The 21,389-nt window shown below is 69.6% G+C and carries 10 protein-coding genes; 2 read left to right on the top strand and 8 right to left on the bottom strand.

The genetic code is table 11. From position 1 onward, the window contains the following. Nucleotides 1-39 precede the first annotated feature (39 nt). Both E1P53_RS11340 and E1P53_RS11345 read left to right on the top strand, forming a co-directional pair. Nucleotides 40-3,408 (top strand): arabinosyltransferase domain-containing protein, encoded by a 3,369-nt coding sequence (locus E1P53_RS11340; RefSeq protein WP_181954829.1) that lies wholly within the window; start codon nt 40-42, stop codon nt 3,406-3,408. Beyond that, on the top strand, nt 3,401-6,760 hold the full coding sequence (locus E1P53_RS11345) for an arabinosyltransferase domain-containing protein (protein ID WP_131734349.1): 3,360 nt from the start codon (nt 3,401-3,403) through the stop codon (nt 6,758-6,760). The genes E1P53_RS11340 and E1P53_RS11345 overlap by 8 nt, the downstream gene beginning before the upstream one ends. A gap of 83 nt (nt 6,761-6,843) precedes the next feature. On the opposite strand, the gene E1P53_RS11350 is transcribed toward E1P53_RS11345, so the two are convergent. From E1P53_RS11350 to E1P53_RS11385, 8 genes are all read right to left on the bottom strand, one after another. Next, nucleotides 6,844-7,233 carry a carboxymuconolactone decarboxylase family protein gene (locus tag E1P53_RS11350; protein ID WP_006900917.1) on the bottom strand — a complete coding sequence of 130 codons (390 nt, stop codon included), beginning with the start codon at nt 7,231-7,233 and terminating at the stop codon, nt 6,844-6,846. A gap of 78 nt (nt 7,234-7,311) precedes the next feature. After that, entirely contained in the window at nt 7,312-8,862 is a 1,551-nt protein-coding gene (locus tag E1P53_RS11355; protein ID WP_006900916.1) for an acyl-CoA carboxylase subunit beta, read from the bottom strand. 79 nt (nt 8,863-8,941) lie between these two features. Continuing rightward, on the bottom strand, nt 8,942-14,368 hold the full coding sequence (pks13, locus tag E1P53_RS11360; RefSeq protein ID WP_131734350.1) for a polyketide synthase Pks13: 5,427 nt from the start codon (nt 14,366-14,368) through the stop codon (nt 8,942-8,944). Between the two features lie 102 nt (nt 14,369-14,470). Beyond that, nucleotides 14,471-16,378 (bottom strand): long-chain-fatty-acid--AMP ligase FadD32, encoded by a 1,908-nt coding sequence (gene fadD32 / locus E1P53_RS11365; protein WP_131734351.1) that lies wholly within the window; start codon nt 16,376-16,378, stop codon nt 14,471-14,473. A 262-nt stretch (nt 16,379-16,640) separates the two neighbouring features. Next, nucleotides 16,641-17,651 (bottom strand): LLM class F420-dependent oxidoreductase, encoded by a 1,011-nt coding sequence (locus tag E1P53_RS11370; protein WP_006900913.1) that lies wholly within the window; start codon nt 17,649-17,651, stop codon nt 16,641-16,643. Nucleotides 17,652-17,821: 170 nt separating this feature from the next. Further along, nucleotides 17,822-18,826 carry a cutinase family protein gene (locus tag E1P53_RS11375; RefSeq protein ID WP_006900912.1) on the bottom strand — a complete coding sequence of 335 codons (1,005 nt, stop codon included), beginning with the start codon at nt 18,824-18,826 and terminating at the stop codon, nt 17,822-17,824. A gap of 1 nt (nt 18,827) precedes the next feature. Beyond that, nucleotides 18,828-19,382, bottom strand: coding sequence for a DUF732 domain-containing protein (locus tag E1P53_RS11380; protein ID WP_040526967.1), 555 nt, complete (start codon nt 19,380-19,382; stop codon nt 18,828-18,830). Between the two features lie 217 nt (nt 19,383-19,599). After that, on the bottom strand, nt 19,600-21,162 hold the full coding sequence (locus E1P53_RS11385; RefSeq protein WP_131734352.1) for an alpha/beta hydrolase-fold protein: 1,563 nt from the start codon (nt 21,160-21,162) through the stop codon (nt 19,600-19,602). Nucleotides 21,163-21,389: the final 227 nt, after the last annotated feature.

Consider the following 21,389-nt stretch of genomic DNA (forward strand, 5'->3'; position numbering starts at 1 on the left):
GGAGCGGACCGGAACACGACGGTTTGGGATTGTCACAGCTTGGCTGACTACGATGCGCCTGTGCCGAAGTCGCCTGGAGTCTCCGAATCAGACGAACCCACCGTCGGCGCCGAAACCTCTTCCGAGCAGTCCTCCGCCTCCTCGTCCCGCACCGCGGCCATCGTCGCCACGGTCGCCGGACTGGTCGCGGTCGTCGCCGGTGTCCTGACCCCGTTCCTGCCGGTCAGCACGTCGACGGCGTCGATCACGTGGCCGCAGGGCCAGGAGCTCGGATCCGGTTCGGCGTCGGTCACCGCACCGCTGGTCGCCCAGACCGCGCAGGATCTGCAGATCACGATCCCGTGCCGCGTCCTCGCGTCCACGCCGGGCGACAAGGCCACCACGGTCCTGTCCACGATGCCCGCCGGCGCCTCGAAGGCCCGCGAGAACGGGCTCTTCGTGGTCGCCGACGCCGCGAACGTGACGGTCACCAACCGCAACAAGACCCTCGCCTCGGTTCCCCGGGACGCCCTGGGCGGTTGCGAGACGCTGCGGATCTTCTCCGACGCCACCACCACGGGGGCCCGGTTCGTCGGACTCCCGCCGGGACCGGCCACCGCCGGCGGCGGTGACGTCGGGTTCGCCGAACCATCCCAGAATCCGCAGATCGCGGGCGTGTTCACCGGCCTGAGCACCGCACAGGTCCGGGATTCGGGAATCGACGTGCGCATCGAGATCGACGACCGCTTCGACTCGTCGCCGTCGGTCGTCAAGCTGCTGGTGATGATCGTCGGCATCCTGTCCGCGATCGCGGCCCTGATCGCCGTCGCCCGGCTCGAGCGCCTCCACGGCTACCACCGCCGAATCGGCAGCAGGATGAGGTGGGGCAAGGCGCTGCGACCCACGCCGACCGACATCGGCGTCACGCTGACCCTGGTGGTGTGGCAGTTCCTGGGCGCGGGCTCCCCCGACGACGGCTACATCCTGAACATGGGTCGCAACGCAGGCGACGCGGGATACCTGGCGAACTACTACCGCTACTACGGCATCCCCGAGGCGCCGTTCGACTGGTACTACGACTTCCTCGCCCACTGGTCGGCGATCTCGACCACCGGACTGTGGATGCGCCTGCCGGCGCTCGTCGCGGGTCTGGCGTCGTGGTTCATCCTCAGTCGCGTGCTGCTGCCGCGGCTCGGGGCCGCGGTACGGCGGTCGCACTGGGCGATGCTCACCGCCGCCGCGGTGTTCCTCGCCTTCTGGCTGCCGATGTGCTCGGGTCTGCGCAGCGAGGGCATCATCGTCCTCGGCACGCTGCTGACCTGGTGGGCGGTGGAGGTGGCGGTCTCCACCCGGCGCATGCTGCCCGCGGCGCTGGCCGCAGGCGCCGCGTTGATGACCTTCGCTCTCGCCCCGCACGGTCTGGTCGCCCTGGCGCTGCTCATCGCGAGTGCGAGACCGATGCTGCGCATCCTGGTCCGGCGACGGCGCGAGAACGGCCTGCTGCCGCTGCTCGCCCCGATCCTGGGCGCCTGCGCCGCGGTCGTGATCGTCGTGTTCCGCGACCAGACGCTGGCGACGGTGTTCGAGGCCCTGCGCATCCGCTACACGGTGGGCCCGACCCTCGCTTGGTACCAGGAGCTGCTGCGCTACTACTTCCTCGCCGTCAACACGACCGACGGCGCACTCGCCCGCCGCATCCCGGTACTGCTGTTCGCCGTGTCGCTGTTCCTGGTGCTGGCGATCATGTTGCGCCGCAAGCGGATCGACGGTGTCGACCCGGGAGCGGTCTGGCGCGCCCTCGGCGCATCCCTGCTGACCATCCTGCTGCTGTCGTTCACGCCCACCAAGTGGACGATCCAGTTCGGCATCTTCGCCGGGCTCGGCGCCGCGCTCGCCGCCGTCGCGTGTGTGGCGATCGGCCAGGCCGCACAGCGCACCCTGCGCAACCTGTCCATCCTGATCGCCGGCCTGCTCGTAGCCTGCGCCGCCGCGGCCGCCGGCAAGAACGCCTGGCCGTGGCCGTACAACTTCGGCATCGCCTGGTTCGACAAGGCCCCGGTGGTCGCCGGCATGCAGGCGTCGACGATCCTGCTCGCGCTGGCCGTCGTCGCGCTGGTCTTCGCCGTCTGGCAGCACCTGCGGATGGACTACGTCTCCGAGACCGGGCTGTCGCACGCTGAGGGAGCCGCGCCGGCCGGCTGGCGGGTGGGCATCGCCTCGGCGCCGATCGCGGTCATCGCCGTGATCATCGTCGTCTGCGAGCTGGCGGTCTTCGCCAAGGCGGCGGTCAGCCGCGCCGACACGTTCACCGTGCTGTCGAGCAACCTGAAGTCGTTGCGGGGCGACACCTGCGCGATGGCCGACGCGGTCCTCGTCGAACCCGACCCCAACAAGGGCATGCTCGCCCCGGTGAACGGCTCGGCGACCAGGACCCTGGAGGGCGACTCCCACGGCTTCAGCCCCAACGGGGTCAAGCCCGACCTCACACCGCAGGCCGGTGCGCAGAAGCCGGGCGCCATGAACACCTCGGCGGACCTGTCGAAGACGTTCATCGTCTACGGTTCCAACCCCGGCACCGCGGGCGGCTTCGGCCCCGCGGGCGTCAACGGCTCCACCGCCGCGCTGCCCTACGGACTCGACCCGAAGACGACCCCGGTGATGGGCAGCTTCGAGACCACCGACGGCCAGGCGTCGTTGACCACCGGCTGGTACCGCCTGCCGGAGCGGGACGCCTCGCCGCTGATCGTCATCACCGCGGCCGGCGCCGTCTTCACCCTCGACCGCGACGGCGTGCCGATCTTCGGCCAGTCGCTGCAGGTGGAGTTCGGCCGCGAGGAGAACGGGGAGTTCGTCCAGGTCGGCGCGCCCGCGATCCCGATCGACCCGGAGCGCACCAACCGACCGTGGCGCAACCTGCGCATCCCGATGGACCGGGTGCCCGCCGAGGCGACCGTGCTGCGGATCGTCGCCAAGGACAACAACCTCGACGCCGACCAGTGGCTGGCGATCACGCCTCCGCGCGCGCCGCAGCTGCAGACGCTGCAGTCGGTCGTCGGATCCACCGATCCGGTGCTCATCGACTTCGCCGCCGGCGCGTGGTTCCCGTGCCAGCGACCGATGACCGCACACGACGGCATCTACGACATCCCCGACTGGCGGATCCTTCCCGAGTCGTGGCTCGCCAACTCGCAGTCCAAGACCTGGATGGCCACCGAGGACGGCGGCCTGCTGACGACGGTCGAGGCGCTGACCCGGCCGTCGACGATGGCGACCTATCTCGACGACGACTGGTATCGCGAGTGGGGAAACCTGCAGCGACTCGACCCGCTGGAGCCGCAGGCGCGGCCGGCAGACGTGATGACCGGCTCGGCGACCACCTGGGGTTGGTCGCGACCCGGCCCGATCAGGGTGGTGCCCGAAGATGACTGACCGTACCGACGCTCCCGCAGCAGTCGCCCCCGCATCCGGGGACGCCGACGCGTCGAGCTTCTCCGAACACCACGCCGGCACCGCCCGCATCGTCGCGATGGTCGCCGGTGCGCTGGGCATCCTGCTGGCGCTGCTCAGCCCGTTCCTGCCGGTCGACTACACCAAGTCCGAACTGCAGTGGCCGCAGCAGGGATCGGTGTCCAACGTGGCCGCGCCGAACGTCTCGTTCGTGCCGGTGTCGATGGACGTCTCGGTCCCGTGTGAGCTCGGGAAGTCGCTGCCACAGGGCGGCGGCGTGCTCCTGTCGACGGTGCCCGAGGGCGGGGTCGACGCCGGCAAGGTGGGCCTGTTCATCCGCGCCACCGCCGACCAGCTGCAGGTGGTGCAGCGGAATGTCGTGCTGCTCAACACTCCTCGCGAGGCGGCCCAGAACACCCCGGGGTGCCGCATCGTGGTCGAGGCCGACACCTCCGGAACGCGCGGCGCCATCGAGGGCCTGCCGGAGACCGCAGGCGCCGACCACTCCTTCGACCTGAAGGACTCCAACGCACGGCCGCAGATCATCGGCGTCTACACGAGCCTGCCGCCGAACGTGTCCACCGAGGGGCTGTCGTTCCGGTCGGTCATCGACACCCGATTCGTGTCCACCCCGACGACGCTGAAGTTCTGGCTGCTCGTGCTGGGCGTGGCGTCGACGATCGTCTCGCTGATCGCACTGGCCGTCCTCGACGCCCGCGACGGCCGCGGCCACCACAAGGTCTTCCCGGCCGGCTGGTGGCGGGTGCGGCCGGTGGACGGGTTCGTGACGCTGATCCTGCTGATCTGGCTGTTCGTGGGCGGCAACACCGCCGATGACGGCTACCAGGTCACGGTCGGCCGCGTCGCCCGCGAGGCCGGCTACCTCGACAACTACTACCGCTATTTCGGTGTGCCGCAGGACCCGTTCGGCTGGCACTACCAGTACCTGTCGCTGTGGATGGACGTCAGCACCGCCACGCCGTGGTTGCGCCTGTTGCCGTTCGGGTTCGCGCTGGCGTCTTGGTGGCTCATCTCGCGGGCGGCCATCCCGCGCCTGGGCCGCGCCGTCCGTGAGTCGACCCCGGCGATCTGGGCGGCCGCGCTGGTCTTCCTGGCCGTCTGGATGCCGTACAACAACGGCCTGCGCGTCGAACCGCTCATCGCGCTGGGGACCCTGTTCACCTGGGTGTGCGTCGAGCGCGCGATCGCGACGGGACGATTCTTCCCGCTGACGGTCGCCATCATCTCGGCGGCGTTCACGCTGACGGTGCACCCGACCGGCGTCATCGCCGCGATCGCCCTGATCGCCGGCATCCGCCCGCTGCTGAAGCGATTCATGGTGCGCCGCAAGCGCGACGGCGTGTGGCCGCTGCTGCTGCCGATCCTCGCAGCGGGCCTCGCGGTGCTCTTCGAGATCTTCGCCGACCAGCCCCTCGCCCCGATCCTGGAGGCGGTGTCGGTCAACGGCCAGGTCGGTCCCACCAACAAGTGGTGGGAAGAGCCGATGCGCTACTACATGCTGATGAACCCGACCGCCGACGGCGGCATCGCCCGCCGCTTCGGCATCCTGATCGTGTTCGCCTGCTTCATCCTCGTCGTCGTCATGCTGCTGAACCGGCGGCGGCTGCCGGGGATCGCGACCGCCCCGACCTGGCGTCTGCTCGCGATGGTCGCTGGCTCGGTCGTCCTGATGGCGTTCCTGCCGACCAAGTGGACCCACCAGATGGGTGTGTACGCCGGCATCGGCGGCGCGCTGGCGGCGGTCGCCACGGCTTGCGCGGACCGCACGATCATGCGGCGGCGCCGCAACCGGACGCTGTTCGCCGCGGCCTGCGCCTACGTGCTGGCGCTGGCATTCTCCGGCCGGAACCAGTGGTGGTACGTCGGCAGCTACGGGATCCCGTGGCGCGACGCCACTCCCGACGTCAAGGGCATCCCGCTGTGGGCGGGCATCCTCGCCATCGCGATCGCGCTGACGCTGCTGGGGCTGTGGCAGCACTTCCGCGACGACTACGTCGACGAAGCGGTCCGCACCGGGTCGCGGCGTTCGCTGCTGTCGAGGTTGCGCAGTCCCTCGATCATCGTCGTGTCGGCGTTCATGCTGCTGTTCACCCTGGTCTCCTTCGCGAAGGCGGACTGGACGCAGCGCCATTCGTGGTCGTGGCTCAGCTCCAACGTCGCGGCCGTCCGGGGTCAGCCGTGTGGTCTCGCCGACGCGGTGCTCGTCGAGGCGGACCCCACCGCGGGCCTGCTCGAGCCGGCCAAGGTCGCCGGACAGGACAACCCGTCGGCCGGTGCCGCCCTAGCCGGACCGGACATGGTCGGCTTCGACCCGAACGGCGTCGCCTCGGACCTGTCGGAGGACACCGAGGAGGAGTCCGACGACTCCTCCGGCACGTCGACCGCCGAGGTCGACCGCACACAGTCGGACCCGACCGAGGATTCGAGCGGGTCGGATTCCGGCACAACCGGTTCCAGCGACACCAGCGGTGGCCGCACCTCACAGGCGGGCGTCAACGGTTCGACGGTCAAGCTGCCGTTCGGCCTGTCGCCGTCGAAGACCCCCGTGCTCGGCACCTACAACTCCCCCACCGGGACCGGGCGCCTCACCTCGGACTGGTACCAGCTGCCGGAGCGTCGCTCCGAGAACCAGCCGCTGATCACCATGTCGGTGGCCGGATATGTCGAGTACATCGACGACCTCGCGGTCACCCGGTCGGGCCAGAAGGTGCGCCTGCAGTTCGGCCGGGTCGAGCCCGACGGCACCGTCACTCCCGCGGGACAGATGGTCCCGCTCGACATCGGCGGCGCGCCGGAGTGGCGCAACCTGCGGTTCCCGCTCGACCAGGCCCCTCCGGGCGCGAGCGTGGTCCGCGTCCTGGCCGAGGACAACTCGCCGCTGCGCGACCAGTGGCTCGCGGTCACCCCGCCCCGGGTGTCGGAGATGGTGACGCTCAACGACCTCGTCGGGAGCACCGAGCCGGTCCTCATCGACTGGGAGGCCGGCCTGGCGTTCCCCTGTCAGCGTCCCGCCCAGGTCAAGTACGGCGTGCTCGAGACGCCGAAGTGGCGCATCTCCCCCGACCGCGAGGGCGAGCGGGTGAACTCGCAGCGCTGGATGTCCGGTGACGCCGGCGGCCCGCTCGGCATCATCGAGAACGAACTGCGCCCGCGCGTCTACCCGTCGTACCTGCGCAACGACTGGGCGAAGGACTGGGGCATGCTCCAGGGCCTGACCCCGATCCTGCCGCAGCGCAACGCCGAGCTGACCATCACCACCGAGACCCACAACGGTCTCTGGACGCCGGGGCCGATGCGGGCGATCAGCAACTGACGCGCCACCCACCCGTCTTCCATGGTGACGCTGGCCGTTTCGCCGGTGGCCCTACGGAAGACGGGTGGGTTCGCGGGCGCGGACTACGCCTCGTCGAAGACCTGCTGCACGACCTTCATCGCCGAGAGTGCCGCCGGCGCACCGCAATAGCCGGTGGTGTGGACGATCGCCTCGACGATCTCCTCGCGGCTGAGCCCGTTGTTCAGCGCCCCGCGCACATGCCCGGCGAGTTCCTCGTGGGCGCGCAGCGCGGTGAGGATGCCCAGGTTCAGCAGGCTGCGGTCGCGGCGTGGCAGGCCCGGACGGTTCCAGACCGCATCCCAGACGTGTTCGGTGACGAACCGCTGCATCTCCGCCGATTCCGTGCCGTCGGTCCGGGACAGTGCGCGGTCGACGAAGTCGTCGCCCATCACCTGGCGCCGAACCGCCAGCCCGTCGTCGAAGGCCTGGGAGGTGTTCTCGTAACTCGACATCCGTCGATTGTCCACCCACCGCAGACAACGGACCCCGGCGCCTCTGCGGGTGCCGGGTCCGTCGGGGGATGAGAGGGATCAGATGGGCATCAGGTAGTGCTTGCGCGGGGTCTTGAGGACCTGCTTGTCGCGCAACTGCGCCAACGCCTTTCGGAGCTGCAGCCGGGTCTCGGCCGGCTCGATGACCGCGTCGATGTAGCCGCGCTCGGCCGCGAGGTACGGCGTCGCCATCATCGTGTTGTAGAAGCTGATGAAGTCCTGCCGGACCTTGTCGGCCTCGGCGGCGGACAGGCCCTCGGTCTGCTTGCGGGTGAGGACCGCGGCGGCCGACTCCGCGCCCATCACGGCGATCTTGGCCGTCGGCCAGGCGAAGTTGATGTCAGCGCCGAGGTGTTTGGACCCCATCACCGCGTAGGCGCCGCCGTAGGCCTTGCGCAGCACCACGGTCACCTTCGGGACGTCGGCCTCGACGTAGGCGTACAGGAAGCGCCCCGAACGACGGATGGTGCCCTTCTGCTCCTCGGCGAGGCCCGGGAGGATGCCCGGGGTGTCGACGAGGAACACCAGCGGGATGTTGTAGGCGTTGCAGATGCGGACGAAGCGGGTGGCCTTCTCCGACGAATCGGTGTCCAGCACACCCGACATGACGCTCGGCTGGTTGGCGACCACGCCCACCGATCGGCCGTCCACACGGGCGAAACCGGTGATGATGTTGGGCGCGAACAACTCCGCCACCTCGTGGAAGGCGCCGTCGTCGAACAGCCGGATGATGATGTCGTGCATGTCGTAGCCGGCGTTGTCGTTGTCAGGCATGAAGTCGTTCAGCGACAGGTCCGACTCGGTGATCTCCGGCTCCAGGCCGGGATTGACCACCGGGGGCTGCTCGTAGGCGCTCGACGGCATGTACTGCAGGTACTCGCGCACCCATTCGAACGCCGCCTTCTCGTCGGGTGCGACGTGGTGGATGTTGCCCCAGCGTGCCTGGTTGTGGGCGCTGCCGAGGTCCTCGGCGGAGATCTCCTCGCCGTTGACCTGCTTGAGGACGTCCGGGCCGGTGACGAACATGTACGACTTGTCCTCGACCGCCACCAGGATGTCGGTGTTGGCCGGGGTGTAGACCGCGCCGCCCGCGCACTTGCCGAGGATGACCGACACCTGCGGGGCGAGACCCGACAGCAGGTCGTTGCGACGGCCCATCTCGGCGTACCACGCGAGCGAGGTGACGGCGTCCTGGATGCGGGCGCCGGCCGAGTCGTTGATGCCGACCATCGGGCAGCCGATCTTGCCGGCCCATTCCATCAGCGACGCCACCTTGCGGCCGAACATCTCGCCGACCGTGCCGCCGAAGACCGTCTGGTCGTGCGAGAACGCAGCGACCGGCCGACCGTTCACCAGGCCGTGGCCGGTGACCACGCCGTCGCCGTAGCCGCTGTCGGCCGCGCCCGGCATCTTCGCCAGCGCGCCGATCTCGACGAAGGTCCCGGGATCGAACAGCATCTCCAGACGCTCGCGCGGGGAGCAGATCCCCTTCGCCGCGCGCTTGGCGATCGCCTTCTCGCCTCCGGGCTCGCGAGCGGCCTCCAGCTTCGTGCGGAGGTCGGCGAGCTTGCCTGCGGTGGTGTCAGTCACGGTCCTTCACTTTCTACGCGACCACGATGTCTCGTGAAGCAACGGTCTGCGGACGCCTCTCGGCGTGTAGTCCGTCTGGCTATTTCTTACCAAGCTCTCGCAGACGGTTGGTCAGGTCGGCACCGATCTTCGCGATGTAGGGCTCGTCGACGATCGACAGGTGATCACCGCCGATGTGGATGATCTCCAGGTCGTCGACGACCTCGCCCCAGCGGCCGTCCTCGTCGATCTCGGCCCACTGCGGCTCGAGCTCGATCGCGCCCGCGTGCATCTTGTCCGCGCGGTAGAGGACCACCTTGCCGTCGTACGGGGTCGGCTCGATGTTGCTCAGCACCCGGTTCTCGATGAACGAGGTCCGCTGGTGCTCGATGATGCCGCCCGGGATCTTGGTGCCCGACATCGACATCATCTCCATGATGATCGCGAACTGACCCTCGTCGTCGGCCTCGACGAGACGGTCCATCGGGATCGGCACGTCGGGGTCGAGGTCGTAGTTGCGGATCGCGAACTGCTTCCACCGCTCGAGACGCGCCCGCTTGGTCTCGGGGGTCTCGGTCATGTCCTCGCGGGGGCGGACGACGTCGATCAGACCGACGAAGGCCACGTCCTCGCCCTGCTCTCGGAGCACCTGCGCGACGCCATAGGCCAGCGCGCCGCCGAACGACCAGCCGACGAGCACGTAGGGACCGTGCGGCTGCAGTTCACGCAGGCGCGGGATGTACTCGCGCACACGCTCTTCGATGGTGCCCTCGACGCCGCGGTCGAAGCCGATGACCGGCTGGTCGTCGGGCAGTCGCTTCAGCAGCGCCTCGTAGGCCGAGGTGTTGCCGCCCGCGGGGTGGAACAGCAGGATCGGCGTCGGGTCGCCCGCGGCCGGGTCGTAGACCTTCTTGCCCTCGGGAACCAGTCGCAGGTACCGCAGGAACCCGTCGGTCGCGGCGCCCGCGTCGAGGTGCTCGCGGACGTAGTTCGCCATCTCCTCGATGGTCTCCGAGTCCAGGACGTCCTCGACGTCGATGTCGCCGCCGGTCCGCTCGTTGAGCCGGTCGGTCAGCTGCTGGGCCACGTCCTCCGACAGCACCGGCAGCTTGTTGAAGATGCCGCCCGGGGACTTCTTGGTCACCACGGCGTAGGTACCGAAGGTCAGGCGCTCGGCCGCGTCACGCGGCGGGACGTCCGACCCGGCCGCCTCGGCGACCGCCTTCTGCGAGGTGATGTCCGTCTTCGGGGTCTCGGGGCTCGCCGCGGCCGCAGGGGCCTTCGCGGTCTCGGTGGCCTTCGCGGTTTCGGGGGCCTTCTCCGGCTCGGCCTTCACCGGCTCCGGTTCGGTGCCCGGGGACTCCGCGACCGCCTGCTCGACGTGTGCGGCGTCCTCGGCGACCTCGAGCTTCGGCTCGGGCGTGGTCGTGCCCGGACCGGCGGAATCGCCTGCCGGCGAACCGGACTCGGCCTCCTTGGCCAGCTGCTCGTCGATGTAGGCGTTGAGCGCGGCGGTGTCGAGCTCGCCGTCGCCGCCGGCATTGGCCAGGTCGTCGAGTTGATCGCGGTGGGTGACCGCGAAGGCGACGAACTTCTCCACGTCGGAGAAGTTCGCCTGGCGCATGGCCGTCAGCTGCAGCTGCGGGATGTCGAACTCGTACTCGACGCGGTTCTTGATGCGCACCGCCATCAGCGAGTCCAGCCCCAGCTCGATCAGCGGGATCTCGCGCGGCAGGTCCTCCGGGTCGTAACCCATCGACTCGCCGACGATGGTCGCGAGGCGATCACCCACGGTCTCACCCGATTCCGGGTCCCACTTGTTGCCGATGGTGTCGACGACCTCGTCCTCGACGACCACCGTGTCGTCGGCGAAGACCTCGGCGGCCGAACCCTCCGACGCCGCGGCGGGCGCGTTCTCGGCGAATGCGTCGAGGTCGCCGGTGACGACGGCCTCGAAGACGAGCCGGAAGTTCTTGTCCTCCTTGACGTGCAGGGTCACCGACGCGCCGCCCGGATGCGGGGCGAGCGTGGTGGTGACGGTGCCCGTCTTCGGCAGCTCGGCATGCGAGATCGCCGCGCCGACGGCCGCGTTGGACAGGACCTGCGATGCGGCGGCGCGTACCAGCGCGCGCGGGTCGGTCACCGCCGCGGCGTCGACCTCCCACGCATGCCGGCCGTCGGGCAGCGCGACGTGCGAACCGGGCACGCGGCCGGCCGAACCGCCGGAGGCGAGCTGCGCCTTGAGCCAGAACTCCTTGCGCTCGAAGCGCGTGCGCGGGATCGCGGCATAATCGCCGGCCCCGAACAGCGACGCGACGTCGACCGGATGGCCGTGCACGTAGAGCTTCATCAGGGCGTTGACGAGGCCGAAGCTCTCGTCCTCCTTGCGGCGCAACGTCTCGATCAGCTCGGCGTCGTGGACACCGGCCGAGAAGGTCACGGCCGCAACGGAGATCAGCACCGCGGGATTCGGCGACAGCTCGATGAAGGTGCGGTGACCGTTCTCGACCGCCTTCTGGATGGCCTGGCTGAACCAGACCGAGTGGCGCAGGCCCTTGAGGAAGTAGTCGATCGTGTGGACCGGCTCGTGGCCCGGACGGTAGAAGACCTCGCGGTCGACCGAGCTGTAGAAGCCGACGGTCGGGCGCTGCGGGTGGATGCCGGTCAGCTCGTAGGCCAGTTCGCCGAGGATCGGGTCCATCTGCGAGGTGTGGCTCGCGCCCTTGGTCGCCAGCTTGCGGCCGAGCTTGCCCTCTGCCTCGGCGCGGGCGACGATCGCGTCGACCTGTGCCTCGGGGCCGCCGATGACGGTGTGGGTCGGTGCGGCGTACACGCAGATCTCGAGATCCGGGTAGTCGACGAGGACGTCGTTGATGTCCTCGGCGCTGTACTCCACGAGCGCCATCAGGCGGATGTCGTCGCCGGTCAGCATCGCCTCGCCCTCGCCCATCAGGCGCGAACGCTGGCAGATGACCCGGGTGGCGTCCTCCAGGGACAGGCCGCCGCTGATGTAGGCCGCCGAGGCCTCGCCCATCGAATGCGGGACCAGCACGCCGGGTTCGGCGCCGTGGTGACGCAGCGTGTCGGCGAGGGCCACCTGGATGGTGTAGATGCCGACCTGGCTGGTCTCGATGCCGTAGGTCTGCTCGTCGTCGCAGAACATCTCCGCGATCGAGTAGCCGAGCTCGTTCTGCACGTACTCGTCGACGCGGTCGACGTACTTCTTGAAGATCGGGTTCTCGGTGTAGAGCTGCTTGGCCATCTTGCGGTGCTGCGAACCGAAGCCCGACAGCAGCCACACCGCCGACGCCGAGTCCGGCGAATCCGCCGAGTACACCAGCGGATTGGCCTTGCCCTCGGCGACCGCGCGGACGCCCTTGACGGCGTCCTCATGGGTGCGGGCCATCACCACGGCACGCGAGCGGCCGTGGTTGCGATGCGCGAGCGCACGGCCGATGTCGGCCAGCGGGGTCGAGCGGCCCTCCTCCGACTCCAGCCACTCGAGCAGGTCCGCGGCGGTCTTGCGACGACGCGACGGCAGGAAGCCGGAGATGACCAGCGGCACGACCGAACCCTCGACCGCGCACGGCGCGAAGCCCTCGGCCGGGTCGGTGACGGTCTCGGCGACCTCCGGCTCGGCCTTCTTCGCCTGCGCGGCGAGCACGGCGCGCTCGGCCTCGGTCAGGTACTCGTCCTCGTCGTCGAGATCCGGCTCGTCGGGGAGCGAGGTGGTCGCCGGCACGGCGGCCGAGGCGTCGTCGGCCGCCGCCGGCGCGGGGTTCAGGTCGCTCGGCAGCACCTCCCGCACGACCACGTGGGCGTTGGTGCCGCCGAAGCCGAAGCCGGAGACGCCGGCGATGGCGTGGCCGGAGTAGCGCGGCCACTCGGTGGCCTCCGGGATGACCTTGAGGTTGGTCGCGTCGAACTGGATGTACGGGTTGGGACCGCTGTAGTTGCGCGAGCCCGGGATCACCCCGTGCTGGAGCGCCAGCACGACCTTGGCCAGCGCACCGGCGCCCGCCGCGGACTCCATGTGTCCGTAGTTGGTCTTCACCGACCCGAGCAGCATCGGCTTGTCGGGGGTGCGGCCGCGGCCCACGACGCGGCCGAGCGCGTCGGCCTCGATGGGGTCGCCGAGGATCGTGCCGGTGCCGTGGGCCTCCACGTAGTCCACGGTGCGCGGGTCGATCGCCGCGTCGGCGTAGGCCGCGCGCAGGACGTCGACCTGGGCCTCCGGGTTCGGGGCCGGCAGGCCGTTGGAGCGGCCGTCGGAGTTGACCGCCGAGCCGGCGATCACCGCGAGGATGTCGTCACCGTCGCGGCGGGCGTCGGACAGGCGCTTGAGGACGACGAGACCGCCGCCCTCGGCGCGGATCATGCCGTCGGCGTCGGCCGAGAAGGCCTTGATGTGGCCGTCCTTGGCCTGCGCGCCGATCCGGTCGAAGCCGAGGGTCGCGGCCGGGGTGATGATCATGTTGACGCCGCCGGCGAGCGCGAGGTCGGATTCTCCCGAGCGCAGGCTGCGCACCGCCTGGTGGACCGCAACCAGCGACGACGAGCACGCGGTGTCGATCGCGATCGACGGGCCGCGGAAGTCGTAGAAGTACGAGACGCGGTTGGCGACGATGGCCGTGGAGGTGCCGGTGAGCGCATAGGCCGCGGTGTCCTCGGCGCCCTCGCCGAGGCCGAGGGTGGCCAGCAGCTGGTAGTCGTTCGTGGAGGTGCCGATGAACACGCCGACCGGGGCGCCCTTGAGGTCGCTCGGCGGGATGTGGGCGTGCTCGAGCGCCTCCCAGGTGAGCTCGAGCGCGAGCCGCTGCTGCGGGTCGACCATCTCGACCTCGCGCGGGCTCATCTGGAAGAAGTCGGCGTCGAACGACTTCACGTCGTCGAGGTAGCCGCCCTTGATGTTCGACGACTCCAGGATCTCGCGGAACCGCGGATCGGAGCGGAACTCGGTCCAGCGGTCCTCGGGGAGGTCGGAGATGCCGTCGACGCCGTTGATGAGGGCTTCCCACGTCGACTCCGGGGTGGTGCCGGACTTGGGGAAGCGCGTCGACAGGCCGACGATCGCGATGTCGTCGTCGGCGCTGCGCTCACGCACCCAGAACTGATCCGAGGCGTCGTCGGCCTGCTCGTCGGGATCGCCCTCGATGATGCGCTTGGCGAGCATCGCGATGGTCGGGTGGTTGTAGGCGGCGGTGGCCGTCAACACCACGCCGGTCTTGTCCTCGACGTCGGCGGCGAGCGCCACCGCGTCGCGCGAGGACAGGCCCAGCTCCTCCATGGGGCGGTCGTCGGGGATCTGCTCGGCCGGCACACCGGTGGCCTGCGACACCCATTCACGCAGCCACTCCCGCAGTTCACCGACGGTGAGGTCCCCGGCGGTTTCGCCGGGGGTCGCCTCACCGGAGTCGGCGGCAGTGCTCGTGTCGGCGGTCTCTCCGTCTACCGAACCGGGGGTCTCTGGGGACGAATCATCGGGCAGATCGGTGCTGCGCGACTCGTCGGTATTCAGTTCAGACATCGCTTCCAGACTACTGCTCTCGTCGGCACCCGAAACCGGGTGCCGGGTGACTGGGGTCGTCGATCACCGACACCGCGGGGGATGGGACGGTGCCCGACAGGGCTACTCCGCTGCCGCGTCCGGGAACGCCGTCTGCTTGTAGCCGCCTCGCAGGGTGCCGTCGATGTAGGCCTGACGGGTCGCGCGACGGGCGATCTTGCCCGACGACGTCCGCGGGATCGACCCCGCGGGGACCAGCAGGACGTCGCGCGCCATGACGCCGTGACGCTGCGCGATGGCGGCGCGGACGGTGTCGGCGACCTCCTGCGGGTCGGCCTTGCGGCCGGGGCCGCGCTCGGCGACGATGACCAGCTGCTCGGAGGCGTCGTCGGGGTCGGCGGTCAGGCCGCTGCCCGCGAACTCGAAGACCTCCTTGGGCAGCTGGTTCGCCGGCACCGAGAAGGCCGCGACGAAGCCCGGACGCAGCGCGTCGCTGGCCTCCTGGGCGCTGTACTCGAGATCCTGCGGGTAGTGGTTGCGACCGTCGACGATGACGAGGTCCTTCACCCGGCCGGTGATGTAGAGCTCGCCGTCGAGCCAGACGCCGTAGTCGCCGGTGCGCATCCAGTTCGCACCTTCCGGCGCGCCCTCGGAGTGGCTGCCCTCCGCCAGCGGCTTGGCCAGCTTGTTGTGGAAGGTCTCCTCGGTCTCCTTGGGCTTGTTCCAGTAGCCCGCGCCGATGTTGGGACCGTGCAGCCAGATCTCGCCGACGTGGCCGTCCGGGCGCTCCTCGCCGGTCTCCGGGTCGACGATGACAGCCCACTGGCTCACCGCGACCTGGCCGCAGGACACCTGCGCGACCGCGTTGGGCGAGTCCTGGTCGACGATGGTCAGCTTGCCGTTGTTGAGGTCGTCGCGGTCGACGTAGATGACCTTGGCCTCGTTCTCACGCTGGGTCGCGGAGACGAAGAGGGTCGCCTCGGCCATGCCGTAGCAGGGCTTGATCGCGGTCTTCGGCAGCCCGTAGGGACCGAAGGCCTCGTTGAACTTCTTCATCGAGCTGACCGTGACCGGCTCGGAGCCGTTGATCAGGCCGATGACGTTCGACAGGTCGAGCTCCTCGCCCTCCTTGGGCAGGCCGCGGGTGGCGGCATGCTCGAAGGCGAAGTTCGGGGCCGCGGCGTAGGTCTCGGCGCCGTCGGCGGCTGCGGCGAGCTCTTTGATCCAGCGGCCCGGACGGCGGACGAACGCCTGCGGGCTCATGATCGTGATGTAGCGGCCGCCCAGCGCGGGCAGGATGACGGTCAGCAGGCCCATGTCGTGGAACATCGGCAGCCAGGTCACGCCGCGCGCGTTGCGGTCGATCTGGATGGTCTCCGAGATCTGCAGGACGTTGGCGGCCACCGCCTGGTAGGTGATCTCCACGCCGGCGGGCACGCGGGTCGATCCCGACGTGTACTGCAGGTAGGCGACGGTGTCCTTGTTGTGGTCCTTGCCGGCGACCGGGGCGACCCAGCTCGCGCCGACGGAGTCCGGCACCGCGTCGACGGCGATGACGCGCGGGCGCTCCTTGGCGGGCAGCGGGGCGAAGAAGTCGCGGACCGCCTCGGCCGACTTGGTCGAGGTGAGGATGGCGGTCGGCTTGCAGTCGTCGAGGACGGCGTGCAGACGGTCGGTGTGGCCCGGCTCGTCCGGGGAGAACAGCGGGACGGCCACGGTGCTTGCGTACAGCGCGGAGAAGAAGCCGATGACGTACTCCAGCGACTGCGGGGCGAGGATCGCGACGCGGTCGCCCGGCTTCGTCACCTGCTGTAGGCGGGCGGCCACCGCGCGCAGACGCTTGCCGAACTGCGCCCAGGTCAGGTCCTGGGGCTCGCCGTCGCGCTCACGGCTGTAGTCGATGAAACGGTAGGCCAGCGTGTCGCCGTGCTCGCGTACATTCTGCTCGACGTAGTCGACCAGGGTCGCTTCCTCGGTGAATTGGAGATACCCATTCTCGTCGAGAAAGTCTTCGAGTTCAGTCTTCAGCATTCATTACTCCTGTGGCCCCCTCGTGGACTCCCCACGCGGGTGCAGGTTCTCCCGCGGTGCTGTCCTTCGGCACACCGCCGGGCAGTCCTGCCATCCACGTCTTGTGCCGACCGCGGGATACGGTAGCGCACGTCCATTGACACAACGAAAAGCTTGCGATCGTCATGCTCGGCTTCGCAGAAACGTAGGTCGGCCCCGCAACATGCGCCTCTGGGTCGCCATGCCCTCACCTCGCATTTCCGTCACGAGACCGACGGTCATCCTACTCCCCCTTCAACTGGGCCAGAACGGGCGCAAAGGCGTCCATCTGGGTCGGGAAGACCCCGACGTAGGACATGGTCGTCCGGCGCCGGACCTCGCGGATCTGATCGGCGATCTCCTCGAAGCTGCCGATCGCGATGTACGGCGAAGTCAACACGTCCTCGACGGTGAACTCCGTGTCGTGCGCGATGTTCGGCGGATACCCCTGTTCGAGGGCCTTCAGCGCCATCTCGGCGGTCGCGACGCGGTCGTCAGTGATGACGATCACCGCGATGGTCCAGTTCAGCTCGATCTCGTCGAAGCGGTCGCCCGCTGCCTGGCGGATGCGGTCGACGCGCTCGACCGTCTTCTCGAGGGTCATGTCCGACAGCTTCATCTTGCCGTCGGGCGTGGTGCCGGGAGCCACCGAGATGATGTCGGCGTGCTTGGCCGCCAGGGCCAGCATCTTGGGTCCGCCGCCGCCGACCGCGATCGGCGGGCGGGGTCCCTGGCGCGGGCGCGGGCTGCCCTCGAGGCCGCGGATCTGATAGAACTCGCCCTCGAAGTCCACCGTCTCGCCGCGCATCAGACCGTCGAGGACGGTGAGCGCCTCGTCGAGGCGGCGGATGCGGGTGCCCGGGGACTCGAACTCGATGCCGGCCTTGTCGAACTCTTCCTTCATCCAGCCTGCGCCGATGCCGAGCTCGAGTCGCCCCTTGCTCAGCACGTCGATGGTGTTGGCCTCCTTGGCGAGCAGCGCCGGATGACGCCAGCCGTTGGCAAGCACCGACGTCGCCAGCCGGATGGTGCTCGTCGCCTGGGTCAGCGCGCCGAGCGCGGCCAGCGGACCGACCTGGTTGCCGAGATGATCGGGAACCGCGAAGGTGTCGTAGCCGAGCTCCTCGGCATTCTGGGCCAGCTTGACGAACTTGCGGGCGCCACCTTCGTCCTTGTTGCCCTCACCACCCGCACCGAAGCGGAACTTGCGCAGACCGGAGGAGCTGCCACCCGCGTCGTTCGGGGGTTGCGTCATCGCTGTCCTCTCCTCGTGTCCGGCCGTGTCCGCCGAAGCCGCACGGCCCTGTATGTCGGTCGTCCGGACGATGTCCGGGCCAGCCCAACACGTTAACGCAGGGTGTCTGCCTCGCAAAACGAATCGGCCCGCTCGGCCGCAGGGTTACACCGTCGGCCGGCGTCGCGGCCTCAGCTGTGCGCCGGGCGCGGCGCCTCGTCGATGACGTCCTTGGCCCAGGAGTACAGCCACTGGGTCGCGGTCTTGCCCTCGTGTTCCCAATAGCGGGTCGTGGCGTACATCGCGTGGACGGGGTTGCCGGCGGCGTTCGCCAGCTTGGCGACGGCCTGGAGCGGATTGACCACCGTCGGCGAATCGCAGATGAGATCGCCTGGCGCGCAGATGGACTGCACCCGGTCCTCGAGTTCGCCGAATCCGCCGTTGCGCGGGCCGGTCATCGTGATGCCGGGGACGATGCTGCCCATGCCGCCGAGCGCGATCTCGGCCCCCACGCCCTCGGGGCTCGGGTCGATGTCGTTCTGCTTGCCGGGCTGGCGCCGGCCGTCGGCGATGAGCCCGACCCCAAGCACGAGATCCTGGTCACCGTCGGCGAGCACGCCCCGGCCGTTGCCGATGTTGCTGGCGAGGTCGCCGGCGATCACGGCGCCCTGGCTGAAGCCCATGATCACGTAGCGGGTGAGCGGGCAGCGCTTGTTGGTGGCGATGATCTTGCCGGCGGCGCGCTTGTATCCCTGCGTGCGCGAGACGTTGTAATCGGCCTGGCGGTCGGCGAGGTTCGTCGGGTTCCGGAACTGGGCGGTGTAGGGAACCGTGTAGATCTCCGCGCGCGAACGGTCGAACTGACCTGCGAGCGCCTTGGAGACGCGCAGCATCAGCGAGTTCGGGTTGGCCGTCGGCGAATACGGGTCGTCGTCTGGACTGGACTCCCAGGTGCCGGGGATCACCACGGTGAGGACGTCCGGACAGTCCGCCGGTTGCGCCTCGGGCCGCTCCTTCGACGGGGAGGTCGGGGGACGCTCCGGTCCGATCGGGGGCGGACCGGGCCGCGTGAGGATGACGACGAGCACCACGACGAGCACGATCGCCAGCGCCGCGAGCGCGAGCAGTGAGAGTCTTGCCAGCCGCCGGACCGGCCCCTTGCGGGTGCGGGCGGCGGATCCCCGTCGCTTCGCCACGTCAGCAGTAGTGCTGTTCTGCCGCGCGGATCACCTTGTCCGCCTTGGCATTCGCTTGTTCGACGGTCTCGGTGCCCGGACCGACCGAGGCGGTGACGAAGGCCTTCACCATGCCCGGGTCGGTGCCCTTCTGGCGGGCCCCGCACACGTACTTGGCCATGGTGAGGGCGACCGAGTTGTCGGTGTCGCCCGCGAACTCCACGTTCTGAGACTTCAGCGCCGCGAGGTAGGCCTTGGCCTTGTCGTCGAGCGGCTCCCCGGGCGGGCCGGGGAAGCTCTCGGGCACCTTGGTGCTCGGGTTGGGCGCGGTGTCGGGCAGCTTCGTCGTCGGGGCCCCCGAGGCCTCCGTCGACGGCTTCACCGAGTCTCCGGTGGGTGCGGTCGACGACGACGCCGGCGTGCCCGACGGGGCGGCCGAGTACAGCGACGTGGTCGTCACCGGGTTGTTGGTGATCGGCGCACTGGCGGTCGAGTCGTCCGAACATGCCGTGACCGAACCGAGTGCGAGCGCCAGGCCCGAGACGGCCAGCACCAGCCGAGCACACTTCGTTGTCATCGCCACTTCCTGTCGAACCTTGTGCGGAGTCGTGCCCAGGCTACCGTCCCGGGAGAGGCCCTCGGCCACCCCGAAGGGCGTCACCTGCGCAAACCCCGCGATTCCTCAGCGAAGTCTCAGGGCTTGCACACGCGTGGCCGAGATTGGGCCCGCCCCTTCCGGTCTCCGGACGCCCGGGCCTGTCGGCCGGGTGCCGGAGACCGGAGGGAGCACGACGTCACTTCAGGACCTTCGCGCCGTCCTTCGCGGTCCACTCGATGCGGCCGTGCTCGAAGAAGTTCACCCGGCCCTTGCCGTCGCGGGTGGGCTCCTCGTTGCTGACCGGCTTGCCGAGGCGTCCGCCCGGCCCGCCGGCGGCCGTGTAGGCGCCGCCGATCGCGCCGGTGACGAACCTCGGGCCCTTCGGGCCGCTGAAGATGCGGCCGTTGAAGAAGTCCTGGGCCTTGCCGCCGGGCACCGGGTAGGACGGGGTCAGGCAGCCGCCCAGGATGCCCTTGTTGGCGTCCCAGAGCTTGCGGAAGGCGTCGTCCACACGGCAGGCGACCGCATCGTTGGAGATGCCCAGTGCCGCGGCGGCCTGCGGCCACGCCTGGATCATCTCGAACTCCCAGTAGGGCCAGGTGTGCGTGCCCGACGGGCGGTAGACGGCCTGCCCCGGGATGCCCTTGCGGTTGAGCTGGATGGCGAACTGCTGCGAGGTCACGCGGGAGAGCATCTCCAGCCCCACGCCCGAGTAGTTGGTGGCCAGCAGCGGGATGTCCGACGGCTTGTCGTGCGGTCCGACCATGCCGTTGCCGGACGAGACGTACAGGCTGGTGCCCTGGAGCTTGTCGGCGAGCACGTAGGGATCGTGCTCCTTCCACGCCGGGTCGGACGGCGGGCCGAACATCTTCATCGAGTCGTAGCCGCCGCCGTCGCGCAGGGCGAACTGGATGGCCTGCGGCATGCCGAACGAGCTGAGCTGCAGGATGCCGGAGAACGACGCGGCGAACTTGTAGAAGCCGGGGTTGCGCGCGGCGAGCATCATGGCCGCCGAGCCGCCCATGGACAGGCCCTCGATGCCGCGGACGTCGGTCGAGCGCCACTCGTTCTCGAGGATCGGGGGCAGCTCCCGGATGAGGAACGTCTCCCACTTGTAGTTCTTGCCGCGGTCGGGTTCCTTCCAGTCGGTGTAGAAGCTCGACTCGCCGCCGATCGGGAGGATGACGTTGACGTTCTTGTCCTTGTAGAAGTCGATGATCTTGGTGTTGATCACCCAGCCGCTCTGGTCGTCGCGGGCCCGCAGGCCGTCGAGCATCGTCAGCTGGGGGAACTTCTCCTTCGGCTTGGCGTACCAGTCACGCGCCAGCAGGATCTGGACCTGGATGTTGGTGTTCATCGACGGCGAGTAGACCCAGAGGGCCACGCGCCGGTCGGTGTACCAGAAGGTGTTGACCACCTTGCCGGGCGGCACGGGCGCCGCGGCCGGGGCGGGCGCCGGCGGACGCGGGGCCTCCGACCGCGGTGCCTCCGACCGCGGTGCCTCCGACCGCGGTGCGGACGGTGCCGGCGACGCCGACGTGCCCGGGGGCGCCGGCGCGGCAGGGGGCGCGGCGGGCGCCGGTGACGCCGGGGCGGCCGGTGCCGGCGCCGGCGGTTCGGGCTCCGCGCCTGCGAGACCCTGTCCGACGACGAGCCCCGTCACCGCCACCAGCGCCACACCGGCGGCCGCCATCGAATGCCGGGCACGTCCACGAGCCGTCCGGGAACCGAACGGTCGTGCACCACTGTTTCGCCGCATCACCTGTAGAACTCCTTCGCCCCATCAGACCGGGGTTCGCGCAGAGCGACCGTTTCCCCAGTAGTCACATCTGCATCATCACTACCAAAAGCCTCAGGAGTTTCTTACACGGAATATGCGCGCGTGTCCCGACGCCACGCTGTGACACGTGAGATTCATGTGACAGGTGTTATCAGGTCGGTCGCATCGCCGACATACGACGACGCCCCGCCCGGGAGTCCCGGACG

This window comes from Gordonia paraffinivorans (genome assembly GCF_900683595.1).
In the GTDB taxonomy this organism is placed as follows: domain Bacteria; phylum Actinomycetota; class Actinomycetes; order Mycobacteriales; family Mycobacteriaceae; genus Gordonia; species Gordonia paraffinivorans.